This is a genomic window from Bacillus sp. B25(2016b) (assembly GCF_001679765.1).
Lineage (GTDB): Bacteria > Bacillota > Bacilli > Bacillales > Bacillaceae_G > Bacillus_A > Bacillus_A thuringiensis_K.
Map to the genome: position 1 here is coordinate 1,192,837 of NZ_CP016285.1, position 22,685 is coordinate 1,215,521.

The following is a 22,685-nucleotide window of genomic DNA, read 5'->3' on the forward strand; positions in this document are numbered from 1 at the left end:
TGAAAAGTAAGCAGTTGATGAAGTAATTAGTGACTTGGAAGAGAAGCTTGACTGAATATAGCATTCTTGGTTAGAAAAACGGCTATGTCTAAATGGTCGCAAGAAAAATTTATGGAAATTGAAGTTAAATAAATATTTAATGACTGTTATAATTAATTTAATTAGAAAATTATAGTAGATTTAGAACTGAGGTGAAATTTTTGGCAGATGTATTTGAAACAGATTCGAGTGGAATACATACATTAGGTGGTTTCTCTTATCAAATAAGAGTCTTTGTATTGTATCTTGTAAAATTAAAATCAAATATGCAGCTAGAATTTGAGACGTATGATGATGTAACTATAAAAGAAACAGATATAGACACACTTGATTCAAATGAAAGTTCCTTTAACCATACTCTCTTTAAAGAAAATAAAATTGAAGCTATTCAAGTAAAGAGAACAAAAATAGATAATGGAACAGCTTTAAAAGTTTTAATGAATTGGATTTTATTAGAGAGTTATAAGAGTAATATTTCCAAATATACCTTAGTGACACCAGAGAGTTATGGCAATAAAAATATTCTATTTAATATGACAGCAGAAGATTTATTCTTAAAAATTGATCAAGAAGAATTAAAAGATAAACCAAGATCTATAATTGGAAAGTTAAAAAAGCAATTTATAAATAATAAGACATTATTTATAGATACATATAAAGCTGTTGAAGGTAAAGTTGAATTTAAACCTGTAGAAAATATTGATGATAGCATAATGAAGGCATATGAAGATTTATTTAGAAAAAGGGATGGAGAAGATAAAGAAAAAGTTTATATTTATCGTATTAAAACACTTTTAGAAAAGATAACATATGAAATTTTAGAAAAAATCAATAATCAGCAAGCTTATACTATAAACCGTTCTGAGTTTCTAGAATTAGTTGAAAAGATATCGTGTGAAATTAATGATAAACATGTGGAGCTTGATTACTCACAATATAAAGAAACTAAAAAGGCTTTGAATATAAAAGATGAAAAAATAGTTGGTAGTAGGGAGTATATACAGCTCAATGAATGTGAACTTGATTCAAGGGAAATGAAAGATCATCTGATATACATGCTGTACTATAGTCGTTATCGTTTAATGATCCTAGGGAGACATAGAGTACAAAAAATTGAATCTATTGAAGATACGACTTATGCTAATTTTTCATCGGTTAAACGAAGATTAAGGCTTGAAAAAAAAGAGCATCCATTTTTTAGATTAGATGGAACTAAAAATGAGTCTAATTCCTATGCTAATAATGAACAAATAAGATGGGGTTCAGCTATTTTCCTCACAAAAGAGAATACAGATGATGATAAAAAAATTTCATGGAAGGATGAGGAATGTGAGTAATTTAAAGCTGCAATCAGAGGTGTTGTTATTAAGCAGCTATTGTAAAATTTTAAATGAATTATTTCATGTCCAAAGAGAGCTAACATTACCTAAAACTGTAGTTTATGCATATTTGATAAAAAAGGAAGATGTAGAAAACTTTAAAATATATAACGCTAAGAATACAAAGGATCTTATGTATAAGAGCTTATCTATACTAGCTGGTGATGAATATTTTTTTTATGAATTGAAATATATAATAATGGCTATAGATTTATTAGTGAAAAATGATATTTTACATTTCGGAAATGGCATACTTCATGTATTAAAAGATAAGTATAGTAGCGGGGAGTTTGAAAGTAACACGTTTTTAATAAAAGCTATTAAAGAAAGTGAGAAGATATCAGATAAACAATTTTTGAAGGAGGTTCTATCCAGTGTTTAAAATTATCGAATTACAAATATATTCTCCTAGTAATGAATGTTTCACTTATGAGTTTAAAACAGGAATAAATTACTTTAAAGGTGGAAACAGTACCGGTAAAACAGAGTTTTATAAATTTATTGATTTTATGTTAGGCTCTTCTGAAGATATTTCTAAAAAAGTATGGTATAAAGATTCCTTTGAAAAAGCTTTAATGATTTTTGAATATAAAAAAATTAAATATAGTGTTGTAAGAACATTGGATAAAGAAAAAAATTATTTTTATTATCAAAAGGATTCTTTTGACGAAAAGGATTATATAAATTTAAAAGAGTATAAAGAAAAGCTAAACGCAGTTTTTGCAAACGACGATATACTCAAGGAATTAAAACAATTTACTAATGAGCATTTGACTTTTAGGACATTTACTATGTTTAATTTTTTGGGAGAAAAAGGACAAGGATTAACATATAATTTTTTAGATAAATGTAGAGATGTAAAATATTATACAAAGTTGAGTTCAGTATTAAATTACATATTTAATAAGAATATTGAAAAAATCTTCTTATTACAAGATCAACTAAAAATTCTTCAAAAGGATATAGCCAAGCTTAAAGAAAAGGCTTCTAAATATTCTTTTATTAAATCCCAGGTTAATAATAATTTAAAAAAATTAAGCTCTACTAGAATTTATAATGGTAAAAATACATTGGAAGTTTTGGCGTTTATCAAAGAGTATAAACAATTAAATGCTAAAAAAAAACCAATCAAATCTAAAGTTATATCAGAATTAGAAGCTTCTTATAGCGAGCTTGATGAACAAATAAAAATTTATGAAAATAGACAGCATGATTCTAAGGAAATGCTTAAAGAATATGAAAATAGGAAAGTGATGTTACAAGTATTAAACGAATTATTAAATGATAATAAAGAGTTAACGTATTTAACGAAGCCTCTAACTGAACTTTTAGAAGAAATGGATGATGCGATATCATTTTCTAAATATTTAATTAAAGATGAGGCTATCTTAAAATTGAAGGATAAAAGGGAACAATTGAAAAAACAGTTACAGGATAATGAATCTAGATTTCAAGTTTTTTCAGTTGATGAAAAAATCAAAGCGATAATGCTGATCGAAGAATATCTTAGCGATGATGTATATGATGTTGATAAAGAGTTACAAATCAAGACCCAAAAAATGAAAACTTTAAAGGAAGATTTGAAAAATCTTCAAAATGCAGATGATATTAAAAAAACAGATCAATTTTCTAACTATATAACAGAACTTTATAAATCAGCATATAGAGTTTCAGAGATAGTAAATACAGATATAAATGAAAAAGGATTCAGAATCAAATATATTAAAAGGGGTAATGTACTACAGTCTAGAAAGAGGATAAAAAATAAGGACAAATTAGAAGAAGTAAATTATGTTATGGGAAGTATGGCAAGACATACGCTAGTTCAATTATGCGGATATTTAGCCTTTATAAAACTTTTGATCTGTGAAGAACGAACACCAATAATCCCAATTTTGGTTCTTGATCATATTTCAAAGCCTTTTGATAAAGAAAATATAAGTTCGATAGGAACAATTATTTCAAAATTTTATGAAGACGTTTCAAAAGAAGATGTGCAAATATTTATATTTGATGATAAAAAATACGAAGAGCTGGGGTTAAATGTGGATAAGTTTGATGAGCTAAATAATGAAAATAAAACTGGATTTAATCCTTTTTATATGGGAAAAGAAAATAATAAATAGTTTCTGCAACTATTTATTATTTTCTTTGTTATTTGCCATGCATATTTAACAATAAGTTATTTATTATAGTATTATTTTTTCCTTCAATAATCATATAGTAACTCGGTAACTTCGGATCTAGACGCTCTTTGAAATATGCAATAACCTTTTTCGTATCACTAATGAATCCCTTCTATTTGAAGTCGTATTCCATTAACGAGTAGCACCGGTTTAATAAGGAGCAAACCAAAGAATACAAAAGTCCTTTGGTTTTGCTAAAAAATCAATAATATTGTTTAGCAGAGTCTCTATATAAAATCATAATGAGAAGGTTACAAGGCTATTTTTATAAAGAGAAGATTTTTACCTTTATAAAATGATTTAGAATGAATTTCTAAATTATTTTATAGAGGTCAGCAAGCGAAGCGCGGTAGGAATTGCTTATATACTAGGAGTGGCCTACTAATTTCATTCAAAAGGCTAATAATTAAGCATTAGAGACTATATAGCTTTTTATAAGAAAAAATGATAATTAAAATGTGATTAAGGGGGATTATTAGACTGTTTAATAATCCCCCTTGAAAAATTTAGATGTCTGATTGAATATAAAAATATTGTATCTGTATTTAAGGAGAATTTTATTGATACAGTACCTTAATCAGATTAAGGATTTTTTGTTTATCGGAATCTGTTAGAACTTGTCCGTTAAAATTAAGTTTTATATTTGAATTTAATAGCTCTTCAATATTTAAATTATTATTAAAAAATTGAACTACTATGTCGTCTCCATAAGTTTCTGCAAAGTTTTGAACCAATGTACTGATTGCCATTGTCCCTGTAAGATAGTTAGCTATTTCTTCTTTATTATGACTGGTCAGAATCATATTTGTATTAACATTAAATGCTTTTGCAAGCATTGCAATATCCTTAGCGGTAGGAGTTGTATACCCTCTTTCCCAGTTTGATATTACTTGAGAAGAAACATTAATATTTTTTGCTAGTTGTTGTTGAGTCCATTTTCTTTCTTTTCTTAGTAATTTAATTTGTGATCCGATTGAAAACTTCTCTAGTATTCCTTTCTCCTTCATAGATAATGTTCTCTCCATTCTCTGTTATATCTATGTGTATTTTAACATTATTAACGGATTTTGAAAAAAAATATAAAATAAAGTTGAAATTAACGGATTACGTTAGTATAATCTAACTAAATCCGTTAATTTTGTTTATATATTTTTTGATTATAACTAACGGAATCCGTTATTGGGTGGTGTTTCATATTAGTGCAAATAGATTTATAGAAGAGGTTGAAAAATATTTAAAGCAGTTAGAAAAAACAAGAATAATTCAACGGAAAGTTGAGAAGAAACTTGTACAAAGAATTATAGAAATTCGGCGAAGCTTAGGTACAAGCGAAGCTGATACCGACGTGGAGCGAAGCGGAGGGTCGGCTAGGTCTTGATTTGGAGAGGTAAGCTCTGCCAGGCTTGTCTTAGCTGGACAGGCCTCTTTGAGGACTGGCCGCAAAGCCTGTCTAGCAGGGCTTACAGAGGCTCCATGTCAAGACTGAGGCATTACATCGGTTAGGAACCCAGCACCCATATAACATGCTGGGTTCAAATTACAAACTTAGGGGGATTCACCATGATAGTTAAAGGAATTGATACAGTAGAATTTGGTTTAGAATTATCCGGTTATTTTGAGAATTTTAAAGAGTTTTGGGAAGTATTATCATCTATGAAGAATGAGGCGCAAGATACTGGAAGGGAAAGAGAAATAAATATTAATAATGTGAATTTAAAGGTACATAGAAAGGGCATCCCTTTTTATGAGTACCAATTATCTTGTGATGATTTTCTTATATATTTTATGGATCAACCTGTATTGAATACACCACCAATTAAAGTTCGTTTTCTTTCATCTTATTTATGGTCATTCGGTTTTCAAGGAGCTGTTGAGAGATTTTATAAATGGTTTGAATGTTTTAAAGGTGAGATTAATTGTACGAAAGTATCTCGAATTGATATTTGTGTCGATACTGATGAGATTGAATTTTTAGAAGAAGATATAGGTCAAATTATTACTAGAGCTAAAGGAAAGACAAAGCATTTTGTGAATGACGAATATTACAATGGAAGGAATTTTAGTGGTTTTACAATTGGGCGAGGGCAACCACTATTAGGTCGGATTTATAATAAAACGCTTGAAATTAAGACATCACAAAAAACATGGTTTCATCAAGTATGGAAAGAAAAGAGCTGGAATGAAGAAAAAGATGTCTGGCGAGTGGAATTCCAAATTAGAAGGAAAGGTTTAAAAGAATTTGGTGTTAATTCGCTTGAAGAATTCATTAATGAAGAAGATGGAATATGGATGTACTTAACAACAAAGTGGTTGACACTGAAAATTCCAACTGAAGATGCGAATCAAACCAGATGGGAAGTATCGCAAAAGTGGTTGGTTATTCAAAAGGCGTATATAAATCAAGATACCTCTTCAGCAGTAAGAGAGAGAGTAAAGATAGGAAATACAGCACAACTATTAGATCAAGTTACTGGTTTATTTATTACAATAGGTGCTTTAAATAACCATGTTGATATTGAAAGCACAATCGAGATGGCTAAACAGTGGCTTGAAGATAAGTTACAAAAAAATGATACAACCTTTATAGAGCAAAAAGAAATTAGAAGAAGAAAGTTTTTAGATGCTTAATAAGTGTATAGGAGGAATTTGAGATGAAAAAAATGATAGAGCAATACCCACCAGTGTTAGATGTGATACATATTCAAGAAATACTTGGAATTGGTAGAAGACAAGCGTATGAATTAGTTAATTCTAATGAGTTCCATATAGTAAGAGTAGGGAAACGTATTAAGATTTTGAAAAAGGTATTTATTGGCTGGCTTGAAGGAGATATAAGTGAAGAAAACTAATGTTAAGTATATTTTATTGAAGGAGTGAGAAACGGTTGGCTGGTTCCGTAAAGAAAGAGGGTAACACATGGTATTATATTTTAGAGCTAGGGAAGATAAATGGAAAACGGAAACAAAAGAAAAAACGTGGTTTCAAAACAAAAAGAGAAGCACAACAAGCTTTAGTAGAGGCTGAACATTCTTTATTGAAGCATGGTACATATAATGAGCCTTCTAAAGTATTGTATAAAGATTATCTTCATGATTGGCTAGAGGATAAAAAAATTACTATTAAGGATTCTACGTTTAAAACTTATAGTTGGTTAGTAGAAAAATATATTATTCCCTATTTAGGTGAATACCAAATTTCTCAATTAGGGCCAAATGATATACAAAAGTTTTATAGTTTGTTAATTGGAAAGAATGAGTTGTCTAGAGAAAATATACAAAAAATCCATTCACTTATTAATAACTCACTAAATAAAGCTGAACGATGGGGGATGATTAAAAGAAATGTTGCTTCATTAGTAGATCGTCCAAAAGCAACGAAAACAGAATTCAAAGTATGGGATGTTGAAGAGGTTAAGGGGTTTCTAAAAGTCGCAATAGAAAGTAGATATTATGTTGCATTTTTATTAGCATTGACAACAGGTATGCGCCAAGGTGAAATATTAGGAGTCAGATGGAAAGATATTGATTTTAATAATGATTCGCTGTCGGTAAGACAGACTTTAAGCCATGATGGTAAAACAATTGTATCTGGGGCAAAAACAAAATCTAGTGTAAGGACTATAATGTTACCTAAAGAAACAATTAATGTATTAAAAGAACATAAAAAGATAATTATGAATGAGAAGAAATTGGGAGACATTCTGTATAATAACAATGATCTTGTTGTATGTACTAATATTGGTACACCATGCAGTCCTAGAAATTTATTACGAGTATTTTATAATTTAATAACAAAAGCGGAAATTCAGCGTATTAGATTTCATGATTTGAGGCACACTCATGCTACTTTATTATTAAAACAAGGTGTTAATCCTAAAATTGTAGCTGAAATATTAGGTCATTCTAATATAAGGATTACTTTGGATACATATAGTCACGTATTACCAAGTATGCAAATAGAGTCTGCTGATAAAATTAATAAATTATTTTTTGAATAGTCGGTAGTCAAGAGTTAAAAAGTAAAAACAGCATCCAAGGGGTGCTGTTTCATTTTTTGTTCAATAATTTAAATGTTAAGAAGCCTAATAATGTATGGAAATAATAACATCGTTTAGTTTTATCTTCATAAAACAACCCTCTTCACACAATCTCATGTTGGAAAGGGATTTAAAGCTGTTTATTATAGTTCTGATTGAGTTTCATTCGTAGAAGATAATGATAATAAAATTGTTTAATTAGGATGATTATCATCCATGTCCTTAATCTTATATGATGATTACTAATCTACTCTACTCTCAATCTGGGCACTATTCTATAAGGAGATTCCACATCTACAGCAACTAAATCTAGTATGTCTCCTTTTGATGGATGTGGTGGATTCAAGAACTGTTTAGTCAAATTATAAATTTCTCCTTTTAGCGATTTCATTTTAAAAACATATACATTATCATTTGAGTGTTCTAAAGTCTTAAGTACTTTCGCAGCTTGCTCAAAATATAAAGGAAGTGGGAAATTCTCGGGCATTCCCCAAGCTAATACTATGTAATGGGAATTTTCTATTTCTTTCCTTATTGTCATAATATTACTTTCCAATATATTAAGGAAGTAGTTGCTAGAAAATTCCAATATAATGGTATTCATATTATTTAAAAGTTCTTTATTATTCGGGTTATAGATTGGCAACAAGTTTAATATATTTACATACTTAACATCATTAGCTACCTCTTGGAATGATGCCTCGTAAAATTTTTTAATAATTTTATTTACAGTACTATCAGAATGATTAGAATCAGCTTTGGATGGATTCATCATTATTACAGATACTATTTTGTCACCTTGTTTATTTAATTCAACTTTCAATAATTCTCGCTTTTCAATAAACAAATTATCGTTATCTACTATTCTTTCTTTTTTACAAATAGGCTTACCTACTTTATGTTCATCAACATACTTCACCATACTCATCACCTACAAATTATATATTAATTTATCTAATGCCTGTCCTAGTGTTGAATATTCAGTAGTCGAATATTCAATATAATTCATTATAAACTAAATAAAAAATATTAAATCCAAATATTAGTTTTACATTTTAATGACTTTATTGTCTTTTAAATGATTTTGATTGTAAATCAAACAAATAACAGTCTTTACACCATTGTCCTCTCATGACTTCATAAGGTCTTTTCATAAAATGATGTCCAGCACTACATATGAACTCTACTTTAGTATAGCGATTTTTATATTCTGTGGAGATACATCTACCGTTATGTGTTTGAGCTATTTTATCAAGCATATCGAGTTCTTGTTGTTGCTTAGCATGCGAATGAGGGCTAGTTTTTCTTAATTCTAAATAACATTGCTTACACCATTGTCCTTGTATTACCTCATAAGGTCTCTTCATAAAATGGTGTCCTTTAGAACATACGAACTCCAATTTAGTTTTACGATCTTTGTATTTTAAAGAAATACACTTACCACCATGTGTCTCAGCAATTTTATGTAGGTCATAAAGAGATTGTACTTTTTCAGCGTTCATGTAAGAATCATCATTTCTGGATTCTAAGTAACATTCTTTGCACCATTGTCCTTGTTTTACTTCGTAAGGTCTTTTCATAAAGTAATGTCCTTTAGCACATACAAATTCAATTTTTGTTTTACTTCCTTTGTATTCTGAAGTCGTGCATTGTCCACCGTATGTTTTTGCTATTTCATTAAGTTCATAAAGTGAAGACATGTATGTGGTATATAATGTACGACTGTCAATAGAATGAATATTTTGTTTGATCGGTATGTTCTGTGTGAGTAGTATATGTGTTATGTATTGAATGAGTTGTTCATCATTCGTTTTATCTGATATGTCGTGTGTAGGAATAATAAGTAATTTAATTCCTTTTTGCTTACATAATTGTTTTTTCTTTGTATCATGTTCAATGCGTTCTATTAGCTCATTTTCATTTTTGATAAAGAATCCATCTATTTTATAATGTTGAATTCCATTATATTCAAATCCAATGTTTAGATATTCATTGTATCCGTCTAATTCATAAGGCGCTATGATTTCACGATTAGATTTAAATGATAAACTGGTTAATGCTTCTAAAGTAAAACGTACTCTTTCTTCGGTTAAGTTCGGAGTGCAATGGGGACACCAATGTTTACCAGACAAAATCTGATTGGGCTTGGCCTTCCATATATGTCCATCGGTACATTGCCATGTTAGTTTGGTATGGGAATCAGTATAAGTAGTTGATAGGCATTTTCCACCTCTATTGTAGGCTAACTGTTGCATATCCTCAATTGTATGTCTACGTTCAATTCCTCTTTTCCTAGCACTACATTTAGGGCAAAATCTCCCTTTCTTATCTCTAGTGAAAATTAAAGCTGCATTGGCTTCGAAATTATGACCATGTTTACATTTCCATAGTAATTTTGTCTTATTATTTATATAACTAGATGACAGGCATTCGCCACCATGTTTCTTTGCGATTTCTTGCATATCCTGTAAAGTCTTTTTTTCATTTCCACTACATTTTCTACACCACCGCCCAAACCTAATCTTTGCGGGTGTTGCCTTCCAAACATGTCCGTTCTTACATTGAAAAGTCATATGAGTTTGGCTATTTATATAACGATCAGATAGACATTTTCCCCCTCGGGATTCAGCAAGATTTTGCATATCTTCTAATGTGACTATGATTCTCATTTTTGTTCAGCTCCTAACAAATGATATTAGAAATATTTAACATTTTATATTATATAGTATTAAAGATAGGATAAAAATGTTGTGTAGGGTTATATAGGAGAAAATAGAAGAGGTGAAATTCAAGGGAGAGTGACCAAATTGTGACCAGTTTGTGATTATAAATGCATATAGAAATATCGCTTCATAATAAAAGAAGTCCCAAATCCCTTTAAAATAAGGATTTGAGACTTCTCATAAAGTATGATCCCGACTGGGTTCGAACCAGCGACCTCCACCCTGTCAAGGTGGCGCTCTCCCTGCTGAGCTACGGGATCCCAACTATAAATATTACGACCAGCAATGTGTTTTCATTCGTGTAATCGGAGGATTTATATAATTTGTTGAATATTGTAACATTTGACGTATTCTTATAATAGCAACAAACTTCAATAGTGTAAAGATGTAATTTTCTGAATATTATTATTCCAATTTGTATATAAAAAATAAGCCCAGAAGAGCTTATTTCAATAATAATAATATCACCGCAATTATCAATGATATCATCAAAAATACAAGTGTAAATAATGGAGCTCGTTCATGAGCTATCTTCCTGTAAGTGTCATTGAAGCTGTATAAATTGTATCTACAGAACCGTCAGCATTTGTAATTTTAACTTTGTAACGATATTCCCCGTTTTCTGGAAGTTGTCCCCCAAAACCAGTTGTATTGTAAAATTCTTCGTTTGTTCCAGCTGGTAATTCGGAGCCAAAATTGAAGTCAGTTTCATAGTAACCCCAGCCACTTGCCCATTTCTTTTCAATAGTTACACGATAGCGCACATCTTCAGCTCTATCATTTGTGATTTTTGCAATCATATTTTGGCCGTAGCTGTACTCTGTAGCGTGTAATTGAATTGTGAAGCCATTCAACGTTTCGCTAGGACCACAAATATAACGACAGAACTCGCTTGCTCCGTCAGCATGTGCCTTTGGTGTATCAATGTTCATAGCTGTTAAACCGCCTAAAGCTAAAGCTCCTGTTAATAATACTTTACCAAATGTTTTCACTTGAAATTCCCCCTAAGTATATTCTCAATTCGTTCGATAGATATCATATTAATCTAATGGAACGTTTTTTCCTTAAGTGTATTCGCTATGAATCTTTCATCTTGTAGTAATCTAATCACAAGAAAAAATTTCATAGTTTTGATTCTATATATGTATCATGATTTACATAGAACAAATCTGTTAATACGCTTTGGTTATTTACTTATTCCACCACTTATTATTACCTTTTATTGGTAAAATGTTGGTTTTATTATATAACATTATTATCTATTTACAAGAGAAAATAATACTGTATGCAAAAATGCATAATAAAAAACACTGCTTGTATTCTAGATTACAGATTAAATGGAGTGTTGGGTTTCAATTAATATTTGAGTGGAACTTAATGCTAATTTTTTATGCTTAACAGTATGCATATATCATCGTTTATTAAAGTCATAATTGATAAACCTTGTTCAGGGGACGCTCTTCCTGCTGAGCTAGAGAATCTTCAAAAGGGAAAGTATAAGCGATTATGCTAGTAATGTATGAAGGAATAATGATGAGAAGCGAATTTAGTAGAAAGTAGTCTTTGGATGTAGTGGTTATATTATTTACGATACCAATCCAAAGGACCTTCAGCACTTAAATCAACAAGAAAAGGGAGTAAGAAATGTAAAGGTAAGCTTATAAGTTCTGGCATAGTGTTCACCGTTTTCTTTGATAGATATTGTCTCATAAAACAATACGGACAATCCTTTTCAAATGTCACGAGTATTGCCCATACATCTTTTATTGTCCACTTCGTTTTACAATACGTACAACGCGTCATGAGGTTCCTCCTCATTTTAAGTTTTCTTCTAGTATACTCCATTCCATTGTAAGAAAGTCATTTGTATTTGGTGTGGTAAAATGTAAGTTATTTTATTTTTATGTGAATCTATTTAGTCATTTATGATCAATTACATATCATTTGATATTTTTGCAGAATGATAGATTTTCAGTTTCAATATGCCAATTGGCCAATATATCCTTTTTACAATTTACTGAAAATCATGTATAACAGAGATACATGATTATTTTATCTCGCTATTTGCAGGCAGTAAGATCCCTTACCTCGAAATTCAGCAAAAGTAAAGAAGTTAGGTTGGAGTCTGGATGGCCGTAAAAGTCCGATTGGTGAGGGTTGATGAAAGTTTCACTTTATAAATATTCAGAAGTAGAGGGAGAAAAGTTGTAATGGTAAGAAAAACGTTCAAGATGCGCGTGTCTAAAAATAGAACGATTTCGATTAATGGATCGATTCTTGATGTGGATGTTACACATGATGAATTTTTACAAGAGTTTGTTGAGTGGGTTGATTCTAAAGGTTGGTCGTTTATGGGAATAACAGATGAGATTACGCCCGAGGAAGCTAGTCAAAAGTTAATAGATTCGTTGATTGATGAGAAGGATAAGAAAGAGTAATTCCTTCTTATTTTTATTGTATATTTATGTTCTTTATCGTAAAAGTATGATATAGTAAAAAATAGTGAAAATTCTTCCAATATAATACAAATTACATATGATTGGTAGATTTATTATTTTGTTAAGGAGTAAATGGAAAAGGGAGAGTCATATGGTAAATTTTAAGAAAATTTTGGTTTTTATTACAGTTATTTGTTCGTTTTTTTTGACACCTATGACATTGCGTGCTGAGACGAATATTGGAGTAAATCCAGAACAAGTTGCACCACCACCTGCGGAAGGACCGAATGTTTTTAGTCAGTTTGCAACGACAATTGATGCAAAAACAGGAGATGTTTTGTATGACAAAAACGCATATCACCGCGCATTTCCTGCTAGTACGACGAAGGTGTTAACAGCGATTTTACTCATGGAGCATACAAAGCCAGAGGATCAATTTACATTTTCACAATTAGCATTAGATCAAGAGAAGAGTAATTATCAAATTGAGTTTCAACCTGGAGAGACAATTAATAGAAATACTGCGCTTATGATTTTAATGGTGCTGAGTGCGAATGATGTGTCGTATGCGATTGCGGAGCGGATTGGCGGGAGTGTTGAGAATTTCGCTAATATGATGAATGAGAAAGCGAAGCAATTGGGGGCGAAAGATAGCCACTTTGTAACACCGAATGGATTGCATGATCCGAACCATTATACGACGCCGTATGATATGGCTATGATTACGAAGGGTGTGCAAAAGTATCCTGAAATTTTACAAGCGATGGATACGAAAAGAACGACAGTTACGACGTCTAGGCAGACGGTGTCTATTTTTAATAAATCTAATTTTTTTGAAAATCCATATAGCATTGGCGGTAAGACAGGGTTTACGAATGAAGCACGTAATACACTTGTTTTATTAAATGAGAAAGATGGAAATCGTATTATAAGCGTAGTAATGGCTTCTCAAAGACCTGAAATTTATGAAGATTTGAAGCAGATGGCGGAATATTCTTTCGGTCAATTTACGAAGCAAATGGTGCTTGATAAACATAATTGGCATCAAAAAACAACATATTTAAATAAAGATGTTAATTCTGAGTTGGAACAAAGTGCGGAGCTTATGCTTAAGAAAGATGAAGGGAAAAATGTGAAAACTATTTTCCGGGCGGCTTCATTAGATAAAGAATCTTTATATCATAAAGGAATACATCGTGGTGAGGTAGTTGGTGCAGTTGATATTACGAAAAATAATCAAACAATTGCGACGGTAAATGTTCTTTCAACAGAAGATGTCACTTTTACGATGCCTAAAAAAGATACAACTATGCCTGAAGTAAAAGACTCAAATGTGAAAGTAATAAGTGTTGGGATAGGTGCGATTGTATTATTTGGAGCAATTTTATATGTAGTGTTGCGCCGAAATACAAAAGGAATGAAATCAGAAGGTAAATAAATTACTAATAAAAAGACTGTGTAAAATTTTGGCACAGTCTTTTTTTTATACTTAAAATAACTAATAATTGTAAATTTTCTTATTGCAATAACTTAAAGTTCGTTATATCATTTACTTGTGTTCTTGTTAAAGAACAAAGTGGATATTGCATACTTCAAATAATATAAAACAACGGAGAGGGAGAGAGACGATGAAATTAATATGGAAGATAATTAGCAACGCGATCTCATTTGTTTTATTTGCATTGATGGTTTTTTTAGCTTTTGTAGTTATTTCTTCAAAAGCAAGCGGTGGTGATCCGACAGTGATGGGATATCAATTTAAGAGCGTTCTTTCAGGATCAATGGAGCCGACGTTTTTAACAGGATCAATCATTGCAATAGAACCAAAAAAAGATGGTTCTAAATATCAAAAAGGTGATGTTATTACCTTTAAAGAGAAAGATCAAAAAATTATCACTCACCGTATTATCGGTGTGAAAGATACAAATGGAAAAGTAATGTATGAAACAAAAGGGGATAACAACAACGGACCAGATTTAGAGCCAGTACTTGCAGAAAATGTAGTTGGAAAGTATGCAGATATTACAGTTCCGTATGTTGGTTATTTACTGAATTATGCGAATTCAAAAGCGGGAGCAGCATTACTTCTTATTATTCCAGGAGTCTTTTTACTTGGTTATTCCGCGATTTCTATTTTTGGTGCTATTCGTAGCATTGACGGAGAAAAGAAAGATAAAAAAGTAGAACAATCCGTCTAGTTCGTTTGGTTATACTTTCCGTTTAGGAAGTTAACAAATATATATTAAGGGGATATGGACATGACTTTAAAGAAAAAATTAGGAATGGGTATTACATCAGCGGTATTAGGAGCAGCTTTAGTTGGTGGAGGAACATTTGCATTTTTCAGTGATAAAGAAGTGTCAAACAATACATTTGCGGCTGGAACACTGGATTTAGCATTAAATCCATCAACGGTTGTTAACGTATCGAATTTAAAACCTGGGGATACAATTGAAAAAGAATTTAAACTAGAAAATAAAGGCTCTTTAAATATTAAAAAGGTTCTACTGAAAACAGATTATAATGTAGAAGATGTAAAGAAAGATAATAAAGATGATTTTGGTAAACATATTAAAGTAACATTCTTAAAAAATGTAGATAAACATGAGACAATTGTGAAACAAACTACTTTAGATAAATTAAAAGGTGACACACTTACAGCTGTAGATAATGATTTATCGGCTTGGTTCTGGGATGAAAAAGGTATTTCAGCAGGTAAATCCGATAAATTCAAAGTGAAATTTGAGTTCGTTGATAATGGAAAAGATCAAAATCAATTCCAAGGTGATAAGTTACAATTAAATTGGACGTTTGATGCACAACAAACAGCAGGTGAAGAAAGATAATAATAAAAAGGGCTATCACATGGATAGCCCTTTTTCTATTTTTCTAGTATTTGTCTATCAATTTTAATAGTTCTTTACTATAATATAGGTAATGTTCTGTATAAAGAACGTAACGTTCGATGGGAGAGATTAAGATGCTGAAAAGACCGCGTAATTTTAAAAAGATGCTTATATTGCCGTGTATGTGTTCTATTACGTTTTATTTAGGATCTCAAATTATGACGCATACAGAAGCGGCGTTCATTCATGAAACGAAAGTAGAAGCGACGCTTTCTACAGCAATTATATTTCCGAAAACAGTTAATACGTTAAAAGAGCAATCTGAAAAACATAAACAGTTTATTGAGCGTGAGTATGGAACGATGAAGGGGAAATCGAAAGCAACTTCTATTGAAGAAATAAAACAGGCGATTTCTGTATGGCAACAAGGGCGTGAGAAAATTCTTGCTGAGAAGGAAGCCCTGCAAAATGTATATACTGAAATAGAAGCTCCTTACAATCAAATACAAGAAGAATTAAAGGTAAATAAAGATGAGTCGATGCAGCAAGTGTCCATATATGTAAATGAAGGCTTCCGCAGTATCAAAGAGAAGCGTGACTATATTGAGAAAGAAATTAGCTTGAAAGCTATTGATGAGCAAATCCAGGCTCTTCAGCAACAATTAAACGTTGCAATTGAAGCGGAAGGACAAAAGAAAGCCGAAGAACAAAAGAAAGCCGAAGAACAAAAGAAAATAGAAGAACAAAAGAAAATAGAAGAACAAAAGAAAGTAGAGGAACAAAAGAAAGTAGAGGAACAAAAGAAAGTAGAAGAACAGAAGAAAGTAGAAGAACAAAAGAAAGTAGAAGAACAGAAGAAAGTAGAAGAGAAAAAGAAAGTGGAAGAACAGAAAAAAGTAGAAGAGCAAAAGAAATTGGAAGAACAGAAAAAGCTAGAAGAGCAGAAGAAAGCGGAGTAACTGCTTTAGTGAAACAGCCAGAAAATAAGAATGTGGTGTAAGAGAGAGCGAACGAATAAGCAAGACTAGTAATATTTATACGAGTGTGAGGGAACGTTAGCCCTCACCTCTTTGTTTTTCTTTTTTCTTATAGTATTAAATGATTTGAGTGTGAAAAAAGTTATAAATTATCATTTTTTTCTGAAAAGTCTAAATAATATTGAGAAATAAAAATAACTGAAAATATTAATAAATATGTGTTGTGTTTATATAGGTTTGTTCGTTATAATGAACATAAGGTTTTTAAAAAAGAACACATATTGGCTAAGCTAATATAGTTTTCTTTACATCTCTTATTGAAAAATAAGTGATAAAAATATAAAAAAAGCTAGGGGGAATTGATTGTGAGTCTGAAAAAGAAATTAGGTATGGGAGTTGCATCAGCAGCATTGGGGTTAGCTTTAATTGGTGGAGGAACATTTGCATTCTTTAGTGATAAAGAAGTATCAAACAATACATTTGCAGCTGGGACGTTAGACCTTACATTAAACCCTAAGACGCTTGTAGATATTAAAGATTTAAAACCAGGGGATTCTGTTAAGAAAGAGTTCTTATTACAAAACAGCGGTTCGTTAACTATTAAAGACGTTAAATTAGCAACAAAGTATACTGTTAAAGATGCAAAAGGTGATAATGCAGGTGAAGACTTTGGTAAGCACGTTAAAGTAAAATTCCTTTGGAACTGGGACAAACAAAGTGAGCCTGTATACGAAACAACTTTAGCAGACTTACAAAAAGCTGATCCAGATCTTTTAGCTAAAGATATCTTCGCTCCTGAGTGGGGAGAAAAAGGTGGATTAGAAGCTGGTACAGAGGATTATCTATGGGTACAATTTGAATTTGTAGATGATGGAAAAGACCAAAATATCTTCCAAGGTGATACATTGAATTTAGAATGGACATTCAATGCTAACCAAGAAGCTGGGGAAGAAAGATAATAAAAAAGGCGGGTATCCCCCGCTTTTTTTTATAAAGAAAAAGAAGTGCTGGTTGTAAGCACTTCTTTCTATTATTATTTTTGATTTTGCTTCCACTTTGTAAATTCAAGAAATTCACGAAATTGTTCTTTGGAGACACCAGAGTTCATTGCATCTTTAACGAGTTGTGTCCATTCGGAGTCTAGGTTAGTTTCCTTTGTTGTTTCATCATGAAGTAAAGTATCAACTGGAATTTGTAGAACTGCTGCGATCTTTTCAAGAAACTGAATGGAAGGGTTTTTTTGTAAATTTCGTTCTATAGAACTAATGTAAGATTTAGCAACGCCAGCTTTTTCGGCAAGTTCAGTTAATGAAATACCTTTTTGTAAACGAAGGCGTTTTATACGTTCTCCAATCATATTTGCGCACCTTTCTATCAATATGTAGTTGTCTTATGATGTCATTATTATAACATAAACTTCGTTAAAAAGAACAAACCTATTGAGCCTGACTGGATGGCTTCATACGTTGGAAAAATTGCTCGATGTCTTGCATGGCGATACCAGCATCTAGAGCTTCAAGTATTAAATCAATCCATTCTTGATCCAGTGCGTCTGTCTTATCTTTGTACAAATGTAATTCCTCCCTAATTATCGGTCATAATTGCTGCTACAGAATACATGATAATGCAATCGGATTTTGTGTTTTATATAGTGAATTATCAAATATTGTGTAGATGAAACAAAGATAAAATCCCCATTAAACTCCCTCTATGGAAATTATAAATTGTTCGATAAAAACTTTCAATATTTTCAGAAAACATTGTTGAATTGTGATATATTCGTATGCTAACTATGAAATTTTTACAAATATATTAAAAATATTACATAATATGACTAAATATTGAAAAAATATTGAATTTTTAATAAAATTCAATTTGTAATACATATTATTTATTAGGGGAGGAAATATGGGATGAACAAGAAACCGTTCAAAGTTTTGTCATCAATCGCTTTAACAGCTGTATTAGGCCTTTCATTCGGAGCTGGCACTCAATCTGCATATGCTGAAACGCCTGCGAATAAAACAGCTACGAGCCCAGTTGATGATCACTTAATTCCGGAAGAACGTTTAGCAGATGCGCTAAAAAAACGTGGGGTAATTGATTCGTCAGCTTCAGAGAAAGAAACAAAGAAAGCTGTCGAAAAGTATGTAGAGAACAAAAAGGGTGAAAATCCTGGGAAAGAAGTACCGAATGGGGATCAACTTACGAAAGAAGCATCTGACTTTTTAAAGAAAGTGAAAGATGCGAAAGCAGACACGAAAGAAAAATTAGATAACCCTGCAACAGGAACACCTGCAGCGACAGGACCAGTTAAAGGCGGATTAAATGGTAAAGTACCAACATCTCCAGCAAAGCAAAAAGCGTATAACGGTGATGTGCGTAAAGATAAAGTACTCGTTTTACTTGTAGAGTACGCTGACTTTAAACATAACAATATTGATAAAGAGCCTGGCTATATGTATTCGGAAGACTTTAATAAAGAACACTATGAAAAAATGTTATTCGGTGACGAGCCATTCACGTTAGATGATGGAAGTAAAATTGAAACATTTAAACAATATTATGAAGGGCAATCTGGTGGTAGTTACACTGTAGATGGAACAGTTACAAAATGGTTAACAGTTCCTGGTAAAGCTGCTGATTACGGTGCGGATGCTGCTAGCGGTGGTCATGATAATAAAGGACCAAAAGGACCACGTGATTTAGTAAAAGATGCATTAAAAGCAGCTGTAGATAGCGGTCTTGATCTATCAGAGTTTGATCAATTTGATCAATATGATGTAAATGGTGATGGAAATAAAAATCAACCAGACGGTTTAATTGATCACTTAATGATTATTCATGCAGGTGTTGGACAAGAAGCAGGTGGTGGTAAGTTAGGTGATGATGCAATTTGGTCACATCGCTGGACAGTTGGACCAAAACCATTTGCAATTGAAGGTACACAAGCGAAAGTTCCATATTGGGGTGGAAAGATGGCAGCGTTCGACTACACAATTGAACCAGAAGATGGGGCTGTTGGTGTATTCGCACATGAATATGGTCATGATTTAGGTTTACCAGATGAGTATGATACACAATATAGCGGAGATGGTGAACCAGTTCAAGCTTGGTCTATTATGAGTGGCGGAAGCTGGGCAGGTAAAATTGCTGGAACGACGCCAACAAGTTTCTCACCACAAAATAAAGAGTTTTTCCAAAAAACAATCGGTGGTAATTGGGCAAATATCGTAGAAGTAGATTATGAGAAATTAAATAAAGGTATCGGCCTAGCAACATATTTAGACCAAAGTGTTACGAAATCTAACCGTCCGGGTATGATTCGTGTTAACTTACCAGATAAAGATATAAAAACAATTGAGCCGGCATTCGGAAAACAGTATTACTACAGCACAAAAGGTGATGATCTTCATACGAAGATGGAAACACCGCTGTTCGATTTAACAAATGCAACGACTGCAAAATTTGACTTCAAATCATTATATGAAATTGAAGCAGAGTATGACTTCCTTGAAGTACACGCTGTAACAGAAGATGGTCAACAAACGTTAATTGAAAGACTTGGTGAGAAAGCTAATAGTGGAAATGCAGATTCGACAAATGGCAAATGGATTGACAAATCATATGATTTAAGCCAATTCAAAGGTAAGAAAGTAAAATTAACATTTGATTACATTACTGATGGTGGTTTAGCATTAAATGGTTTCCTACTTGATAATGCTTCATTAACAGTAGATGGTAACGTAGTATTCTCTGATGATGCAGAAGGTACATCACAATTCAAATTAGATGGTTTTGCTGTTTCTAACGGAACAGAGAAGAAGAGCCATAACTACTATGTTGAGTGGAGAAACTATGCTGGTTCTGATAACGCGTTGAAATTTGCTCGCGGCCCAGAATATAACACTGGTATGGTTGTATGGTATGCAGATTCAGCTTACACAGATAACTGGGTTGGTGTACATCCAGGACACGGTTTCCTTGGTGTAGTCGATTCTCACCCAGAAGCAATTGTAGGAACTTTAAATGGTAAGCCAACAGTTGAAAGTAGTACACGATTCCAAATCGCTGATGCGGCGTTCTCATTCGATAAAACGCCAGCTTGGAAAGTTGTATCTCCAACGCGTGGAACGTATACGTATGATGGTTTAGCGGGTGTACCGAAGTTTGATGATTCTAAAACGTATATTAATCAACAGATTCCAGATGCAGGACGTATTTTACCGAAGCTTGGTCTGAAGTTTGAAGTAGTAGGACAAGCTGATGATAATTCTGCAGGTGCTGTTCGTTTATATCGTTAATACTGTGAAACTACCGAGAGATTTTCTTTCGGTAGTTTTTTTGTGAGCAATGAATTTTATATAGCTGAAAAAGTCATATATAATGTAACTTTAAGAATAGAAATTTGTTATATATGAAGTCTATATAAATAATGAAAGAATTGGATAAAAATAGTGGGAGAAGGTGAGTGAATGAGTATTTCCTCTATTGTAAGTAGGCAAAAGGAATATTTTTTAAAAGGTCATACGAGAAGCATCGAAATGAGAAAGAATAATTTGAAGAAGCTTTATGAAGGCATTCAGCATTTTGAAGAAGAAATATTTCAGGCATTGAAATTAGATTTAAATAAGTCAGTTCACGAGTCGTTTACAACGGAAGTTGGATATGTATTAAAAGAAATTTCCTTTCAATTGAAACATATGTCATCGTGGAGTAAACCGAAGCGAGTTCGAACAGCACTGACTCATTTTGGATCAAAAGGAAAAGTAGTGCCAGAACCGTATGGTGTGACGCTTATTATTGCACCGTGGAACTATCCTTTTCAATTAGCAATTGCACCACTTGTAGGAGCATTGGCAGCTGGAAATACAATCGTTTTAAAGCCGTCAGAGTTAACGCCAAGCGTTTCAAAAGTGCTTAAGAGAATGCTAGATGAATTATTTCCAGAAGAGCTTGTAGCGGTAGTAGAAGGTGGCGTTGAAGAGAGTACATCTTTGCTGAAGGAACCGTTTGATTATATTTTCTTTACTGGTAGTGTTAGCGTTGGAAAAGTTGTAATGGAAGCAGCAGCGAAACAGTTGACGCCGCTCACTTTAGAACTTGGCGGGAAAAGTCCTTGTATTGTACATAAAGATGCAAAGATAGAGATGACAGCAAGAAGAATTGTTTGGGGTAAGTTTTTAAATGCAGGGCAGACGTGTGTAGCGCCTGATTATATGTACGTGCATTCTTCCGTGAAAGAAAAGCTAATTGAGGCACTGCGACATGAAATTACAGAGCAGTATAGTAAAGAACCTTTGAAAAATGAAAATTATGTGCGTATTGTAAGTGAGCGTCATTTTGAACGATTATGTGGATTTTTACAAGATGGTCAAGTCGTAATTGGTGGAAACTATGAGAAAGATACATTACATATTGAACCGACAGTGCTAGCGGATATTACATGGCAAGATGCTGTTATGGAAGATGAAATTTTTGGTCCGATTTTACCAATCATAGAGTACGACAATATAGAAGATGTAATTGGCACAATCCAGCAACATCCGAAGCCGTTAGCGTTATATGTATTTTCTGAAGATAAAGAAGTACAAAAGAAAGTGACGAGTAATATTTCATATGGTGGAGGCTGTATTAATGATGTTGTCTATCATCTTGCCACGCCATATTTACCTTTTGGGGGTGTTGGAAGTAGTGGATTAGGGGGGTATCATGGGAAAGAAAGTTTTCGGACTTTTTCACATTATAAAAGCATTTTAGCCCAATCTACAGCATTCGACATGAAAATTCGTTACTCTTCTACAAAAAGTGCTTTAAAATTCATACGAAAGTTGTTAAAATGATGATGGTGTTTATCAGTAGGCGTAGCCGTATGATAAAAGCCCCTTCGCAATGGAAGGGGTTTTTCTGTTCGACGTTATGTATCATGCGAAAATGAATCAAACATACTACATAAAGAATAGAAACGAACGCTTGCTAAATAACCATTTTTGTTTGGATCGAAACAAAAAATAGTCTATAGAACATAAATATTTATTCATGAATATAAAAATTTAAAATT

21 protein-coding genes and 1 tRNA gene are annotated in these 22,685 nt (G+C 32.2%); 14 read left to right on the forward strand and 8 right to left on the reverse strand.

All coding sequences use genetic code 11. The features are described 5' to 3' along the window. Positions 1 to 200 precede the first annotated feature (200 nt). From BAQ53_RS06130 to BAQ53_RS06140, 3 genes are read left to right on the forward strand one after another with little or no spacing between them, the layout of a single operon-like run. Positions 201 to 1,376: a hypothetical protein gene (locus BAQ53_RS06130; protein ID WP_208906612.1), complete on the forward strand. Its 1,176-nt coding sequence runs from the start codon at positions 201 to 203 to the stop codon at positions 1,374 to 1,376. Continuing rightward, positions 1,369 to 1,800, forward strand: a complete 432-nt coding sequence (locus BAQ53_RS06135) for a hypothetical protein (protein ID WP_142327519.1) — start codon at positions 1,369 to 1,371, stop codon at positions 1,798 to 1,800. The genes BAQ53_RS06130 and BAQ53_RS06135 overlap by 8 nt, the downstream gene beginning before the upstream one ends. Further along, positions 1,793 to 3,544 (forward strand): coiled-coil domain-containing protein, encoded by a 1,752-nt coding sequence (locus BAQ53_RS06140; protein WP_208906613.1) that lies wholly within the window; start codon positions 1,793 to 1,795, stop codon positions 3,542 to 3,544. The genes BAQ53_RS06135 and BAQ53_RS06140 overlap by 8 nt, the downstream gene beginning before the upstream one ends. 617 nt (positions 3,545 to 4,161) lie before the next feature. On the opposite strand, the gene BAQ53_RS06145 is transcribed toward BAQ53_RS06140, so the two are convergent. Continuing rightward, entirely contained in the window at positions 4,162 to 4,611 is a 450-nt protein-coding gene (locus BAQ53_RS06145) for a helix-turn-helix domain-containing protein (RefSeq protein ID WP_244161471.1), read from the reverse strand. Positions 4,612 to 5,164: 553 nt separating this feature from the next. Between BAQ53_RS06145 and BAQ53_RS06150 the strand changes: the two genes are divergently transcribed. From BAQ53_RS06150 to BAQ53_RS06160, 3 genes are read left to right on the forward strand one after another with little or no spacing between them, the layout of a single operon-like run. Then, entirely contained in the window at positions 5,165 to 6,232 is a 1,068-nt protein-coding gene (locus tag BAQ53_RS06150; protein ID WP_208906615.1) for a replication initiation factor, read from the forward strand. A 23-nt stretch (positions 6,233 to 6,255) separates the two neighbouring features. Continuing rightward, positions 6,256 to 6,453 carry a helix-turn-helix domain-containing protein gene (locus tag BAQ53_RS06155; RefSeq protein ID WP_130067334.1) on the forward strand — a complete coding sequence of 66 codons (198 nt, stop codon included), beginning with the start codon at positions 6,256 to 6,258 and terminating at the stop codon, positions 6,451 to 6,453. Positions 6,454 to 6,488: 35 nt separating this feature from the next. Then, positions 6,489 to 7,601 (forward strand): tyrosine-type recombinase/integrase, encoded by a 1,113-nt coding sequence (locus tag BAQ53_RS06160; protein WP_208906616.1) that lies wholly within the window; start codon positions 6,489 to 6,491, stop codon positions 7,599 to 7,601. Between the two features lie 286 nt (positions 7,602 to 7,887). On the opposite strand, the gene BAQ53_RS06165 is transcribed toward BAQ53_RS06160, so the two are convergent. The 5 genes from BAQ53_RS06165 to BAQ53_RS06185 form a co-directional block, all read right to left on the reverse strand. Beyond that, on the reverse strand, positions 7,888 to 8,559 hold the full coding sequence (locus tag BAQ53_RS06165; RefSeq protein WP_208906617.1) for a DUF1643 domain-containing protein: 672 nt from the start codon (positions 8,557 to 8,559) through the stop codon (positions 7,888 to 7,890). A 145-nt stretch (positions 8,560 to 8,704) separates the two neighbouring features. After that, entirely contained in the window at positions 8,705 to 10,309 is a 1,605-nt protein-coding gene (locus tag BAQ53_RS06170) for a PDDEXK family nuclease (protein ID WP_208906618.1), read from the reverse strand. Between the two features lie 241 nt (positions 10,310 to 10,550). Further along, positions 10,551 to 10,623, reverse strand: a tRNA-Val gene (locus BAQ53_RS06175). 267 nt (positions 10,624 to 10,890) lie between these two features. After that, positions 10,891 to 11,355, reverse strand: coding sequence for a hypothetical protein (locus tag BAQ53_RS06180; RefSeq protein WP_000846650.1), 465 nt, complete (start codon positions 11,353 to 11,355; stop codon positions 10,891 to 10,893). A gap of 589 nt (positions 11,356 to 11,944) precedes the next feature. After that, positions 11,945 to 12,166, reverse strand: a complete 222-nt coding sequence (locus tag BAQ53_RS06185; protein ID WP_208906619.1) for a hypothetical protein — start codon at positions 12,164 to 12,166, stop codon at positions 11,945 to 11,947. Positions 12,167 to 12,573: 407 nt separating this feature from the next. Here BAQ53_RS06185 and BAQ53_RS06190 point away from each other — a divergent pair, with 407 nt between their 5' ends. From BAQ53_RS06190 to calY, 6 genes are all read left to right on the forward strand, one after another. After that, positions 12,574 to 12,801, forward strand: a complete 228-nt coding sequence (locus tag BAQ53_RS06190) for a hypothetical protein (RefSeq protein ID WP_000251856.1) — start codon at positions 12,574 to 12,576, stop codon at positions 12,799 to 12,801. A 151-nt stretch (positions 12,802 to 12,952) separates the two neighbouring features. Next, positions 12,953 to 14,239, forward strand: a complete 1,287-nt coding sequence (locus BAQ53_RS06195) for a D-alanyl-D-alanine carboxypeptidase family protein (protein WP_208906620.1) — start codon at positions 12,953 to 12,955, stop codon at positions 14,237 to 14,239. 190 nt (positions 14,240 to 14,429) lie between these two features. Beyond that, entirely contained in the window at positions 14,430 to 14,999 is a 570-nt protein-coding gene (gene sipW, locus BAQ53_RS06200) for a signal peptidase I SipW (protein WP_046945125.1), read from the forward strand. Between the two features lie 60 nt (positions 15,000 to 15,059). Next, a complete protein-coding gene (locus BAQ53_RS06205; protein ID WP_000172854.1) occupies positions 15,060 to 15,647 on the forward strand; it encodes a CalY family protein in 588 nt (195 codons plus the stop codon). Between the two features lie 134 nt (positions 15,648 to 15,781). Beyond that, positions 15,782 to 16,606 (forward strand): DUF4047 domain-containing protein, encoded by an 825-nt coding sequence (locus BAQ53_RS06210; RefSeq protein WP_208906621.1) that lies wholly within the window; start codon positions 15,782 to 15,784, stop codon positions 16,604 to 16,606. 383 nt (positions 16,607 to 16,989) lie between these two features. Continuing rightward, positions 16,990 to 17,583 carry a biofilm matrix protein CalY gene (calY, locus tag BAQ53_RS06215; RefSeq protein ID WP_000053710.1) on the forward strand — a complete coding sequence of 198 codons (594 nt, stop codon included), beginning with the start codon at positions 16,990 to 16,992 and terminating at the stop codon, positions 17,581 to 17,583. Positions 17,584 to 17,657: 74 nt separating this feature from the next. On the opposite strand, the gene BAQ53_RS06220 is transcribed toward calY, so the two are convergent. Then, positions 17,658 to 17,981 carry a helix-turn-helix domain-containing protein gene (locus tag BAQ53_RS06220; RefSeq protein WP_000578885.1) on the reverse strand — a complete coding sequence of 108 codons (324 nt, stop codon included), beginning with the start codon at positions 17,979 to 17,981 and terminating at the stop codon, positions 17,658 to 17,660. 79 nt (positions 17,982 to 18,060) lie between these two features. After that, the gene (locus tag BAQ53_RS06225; protein WP_000276219.1) at positions 18,061 to 18,195 is read right to left on the reverse strand and encodes an anti-repressor SinI family protein; all 135 of its coding nucleotides are present in this window, start codon (positions 18,193 to 18,195) and stop codon (positions 18,061 to 18,063) included. Positions 18,196 to 18,537: 342 nt separating this feature from the next. Between BAQ53_RS06225 and inhA1 the strand changes: the two genes are divergently transcribed. Further along, positions 18,538 to 20,928 (forward strand): M6 family metalloprotease immune inhibitor InhA1, encoded by a 2,391-nt coding sequence (inhA1, locus tag BAQ53_RS06230; RefSeq protein ID WP_208906622.1) that lies wholly within the window; start codon positions 18,538 to 18,540, stop codon positions 20,926 to 20,928. A gap of 171 nt (positions 20,929 to 21,099) precedes the next feature. After that, a complete protein-coding gene (locus BAQ53_RS06235; RefSeq protein WP_000028374.1) occupies positions 21,100 to 22,467 on the forward strand; it encodes an aldehyde dehydrogenase in 1,368 nt (455 codons plus the stop codon). Positions 22,468 to 22,685: the final 218 nt, after the last annotated feature.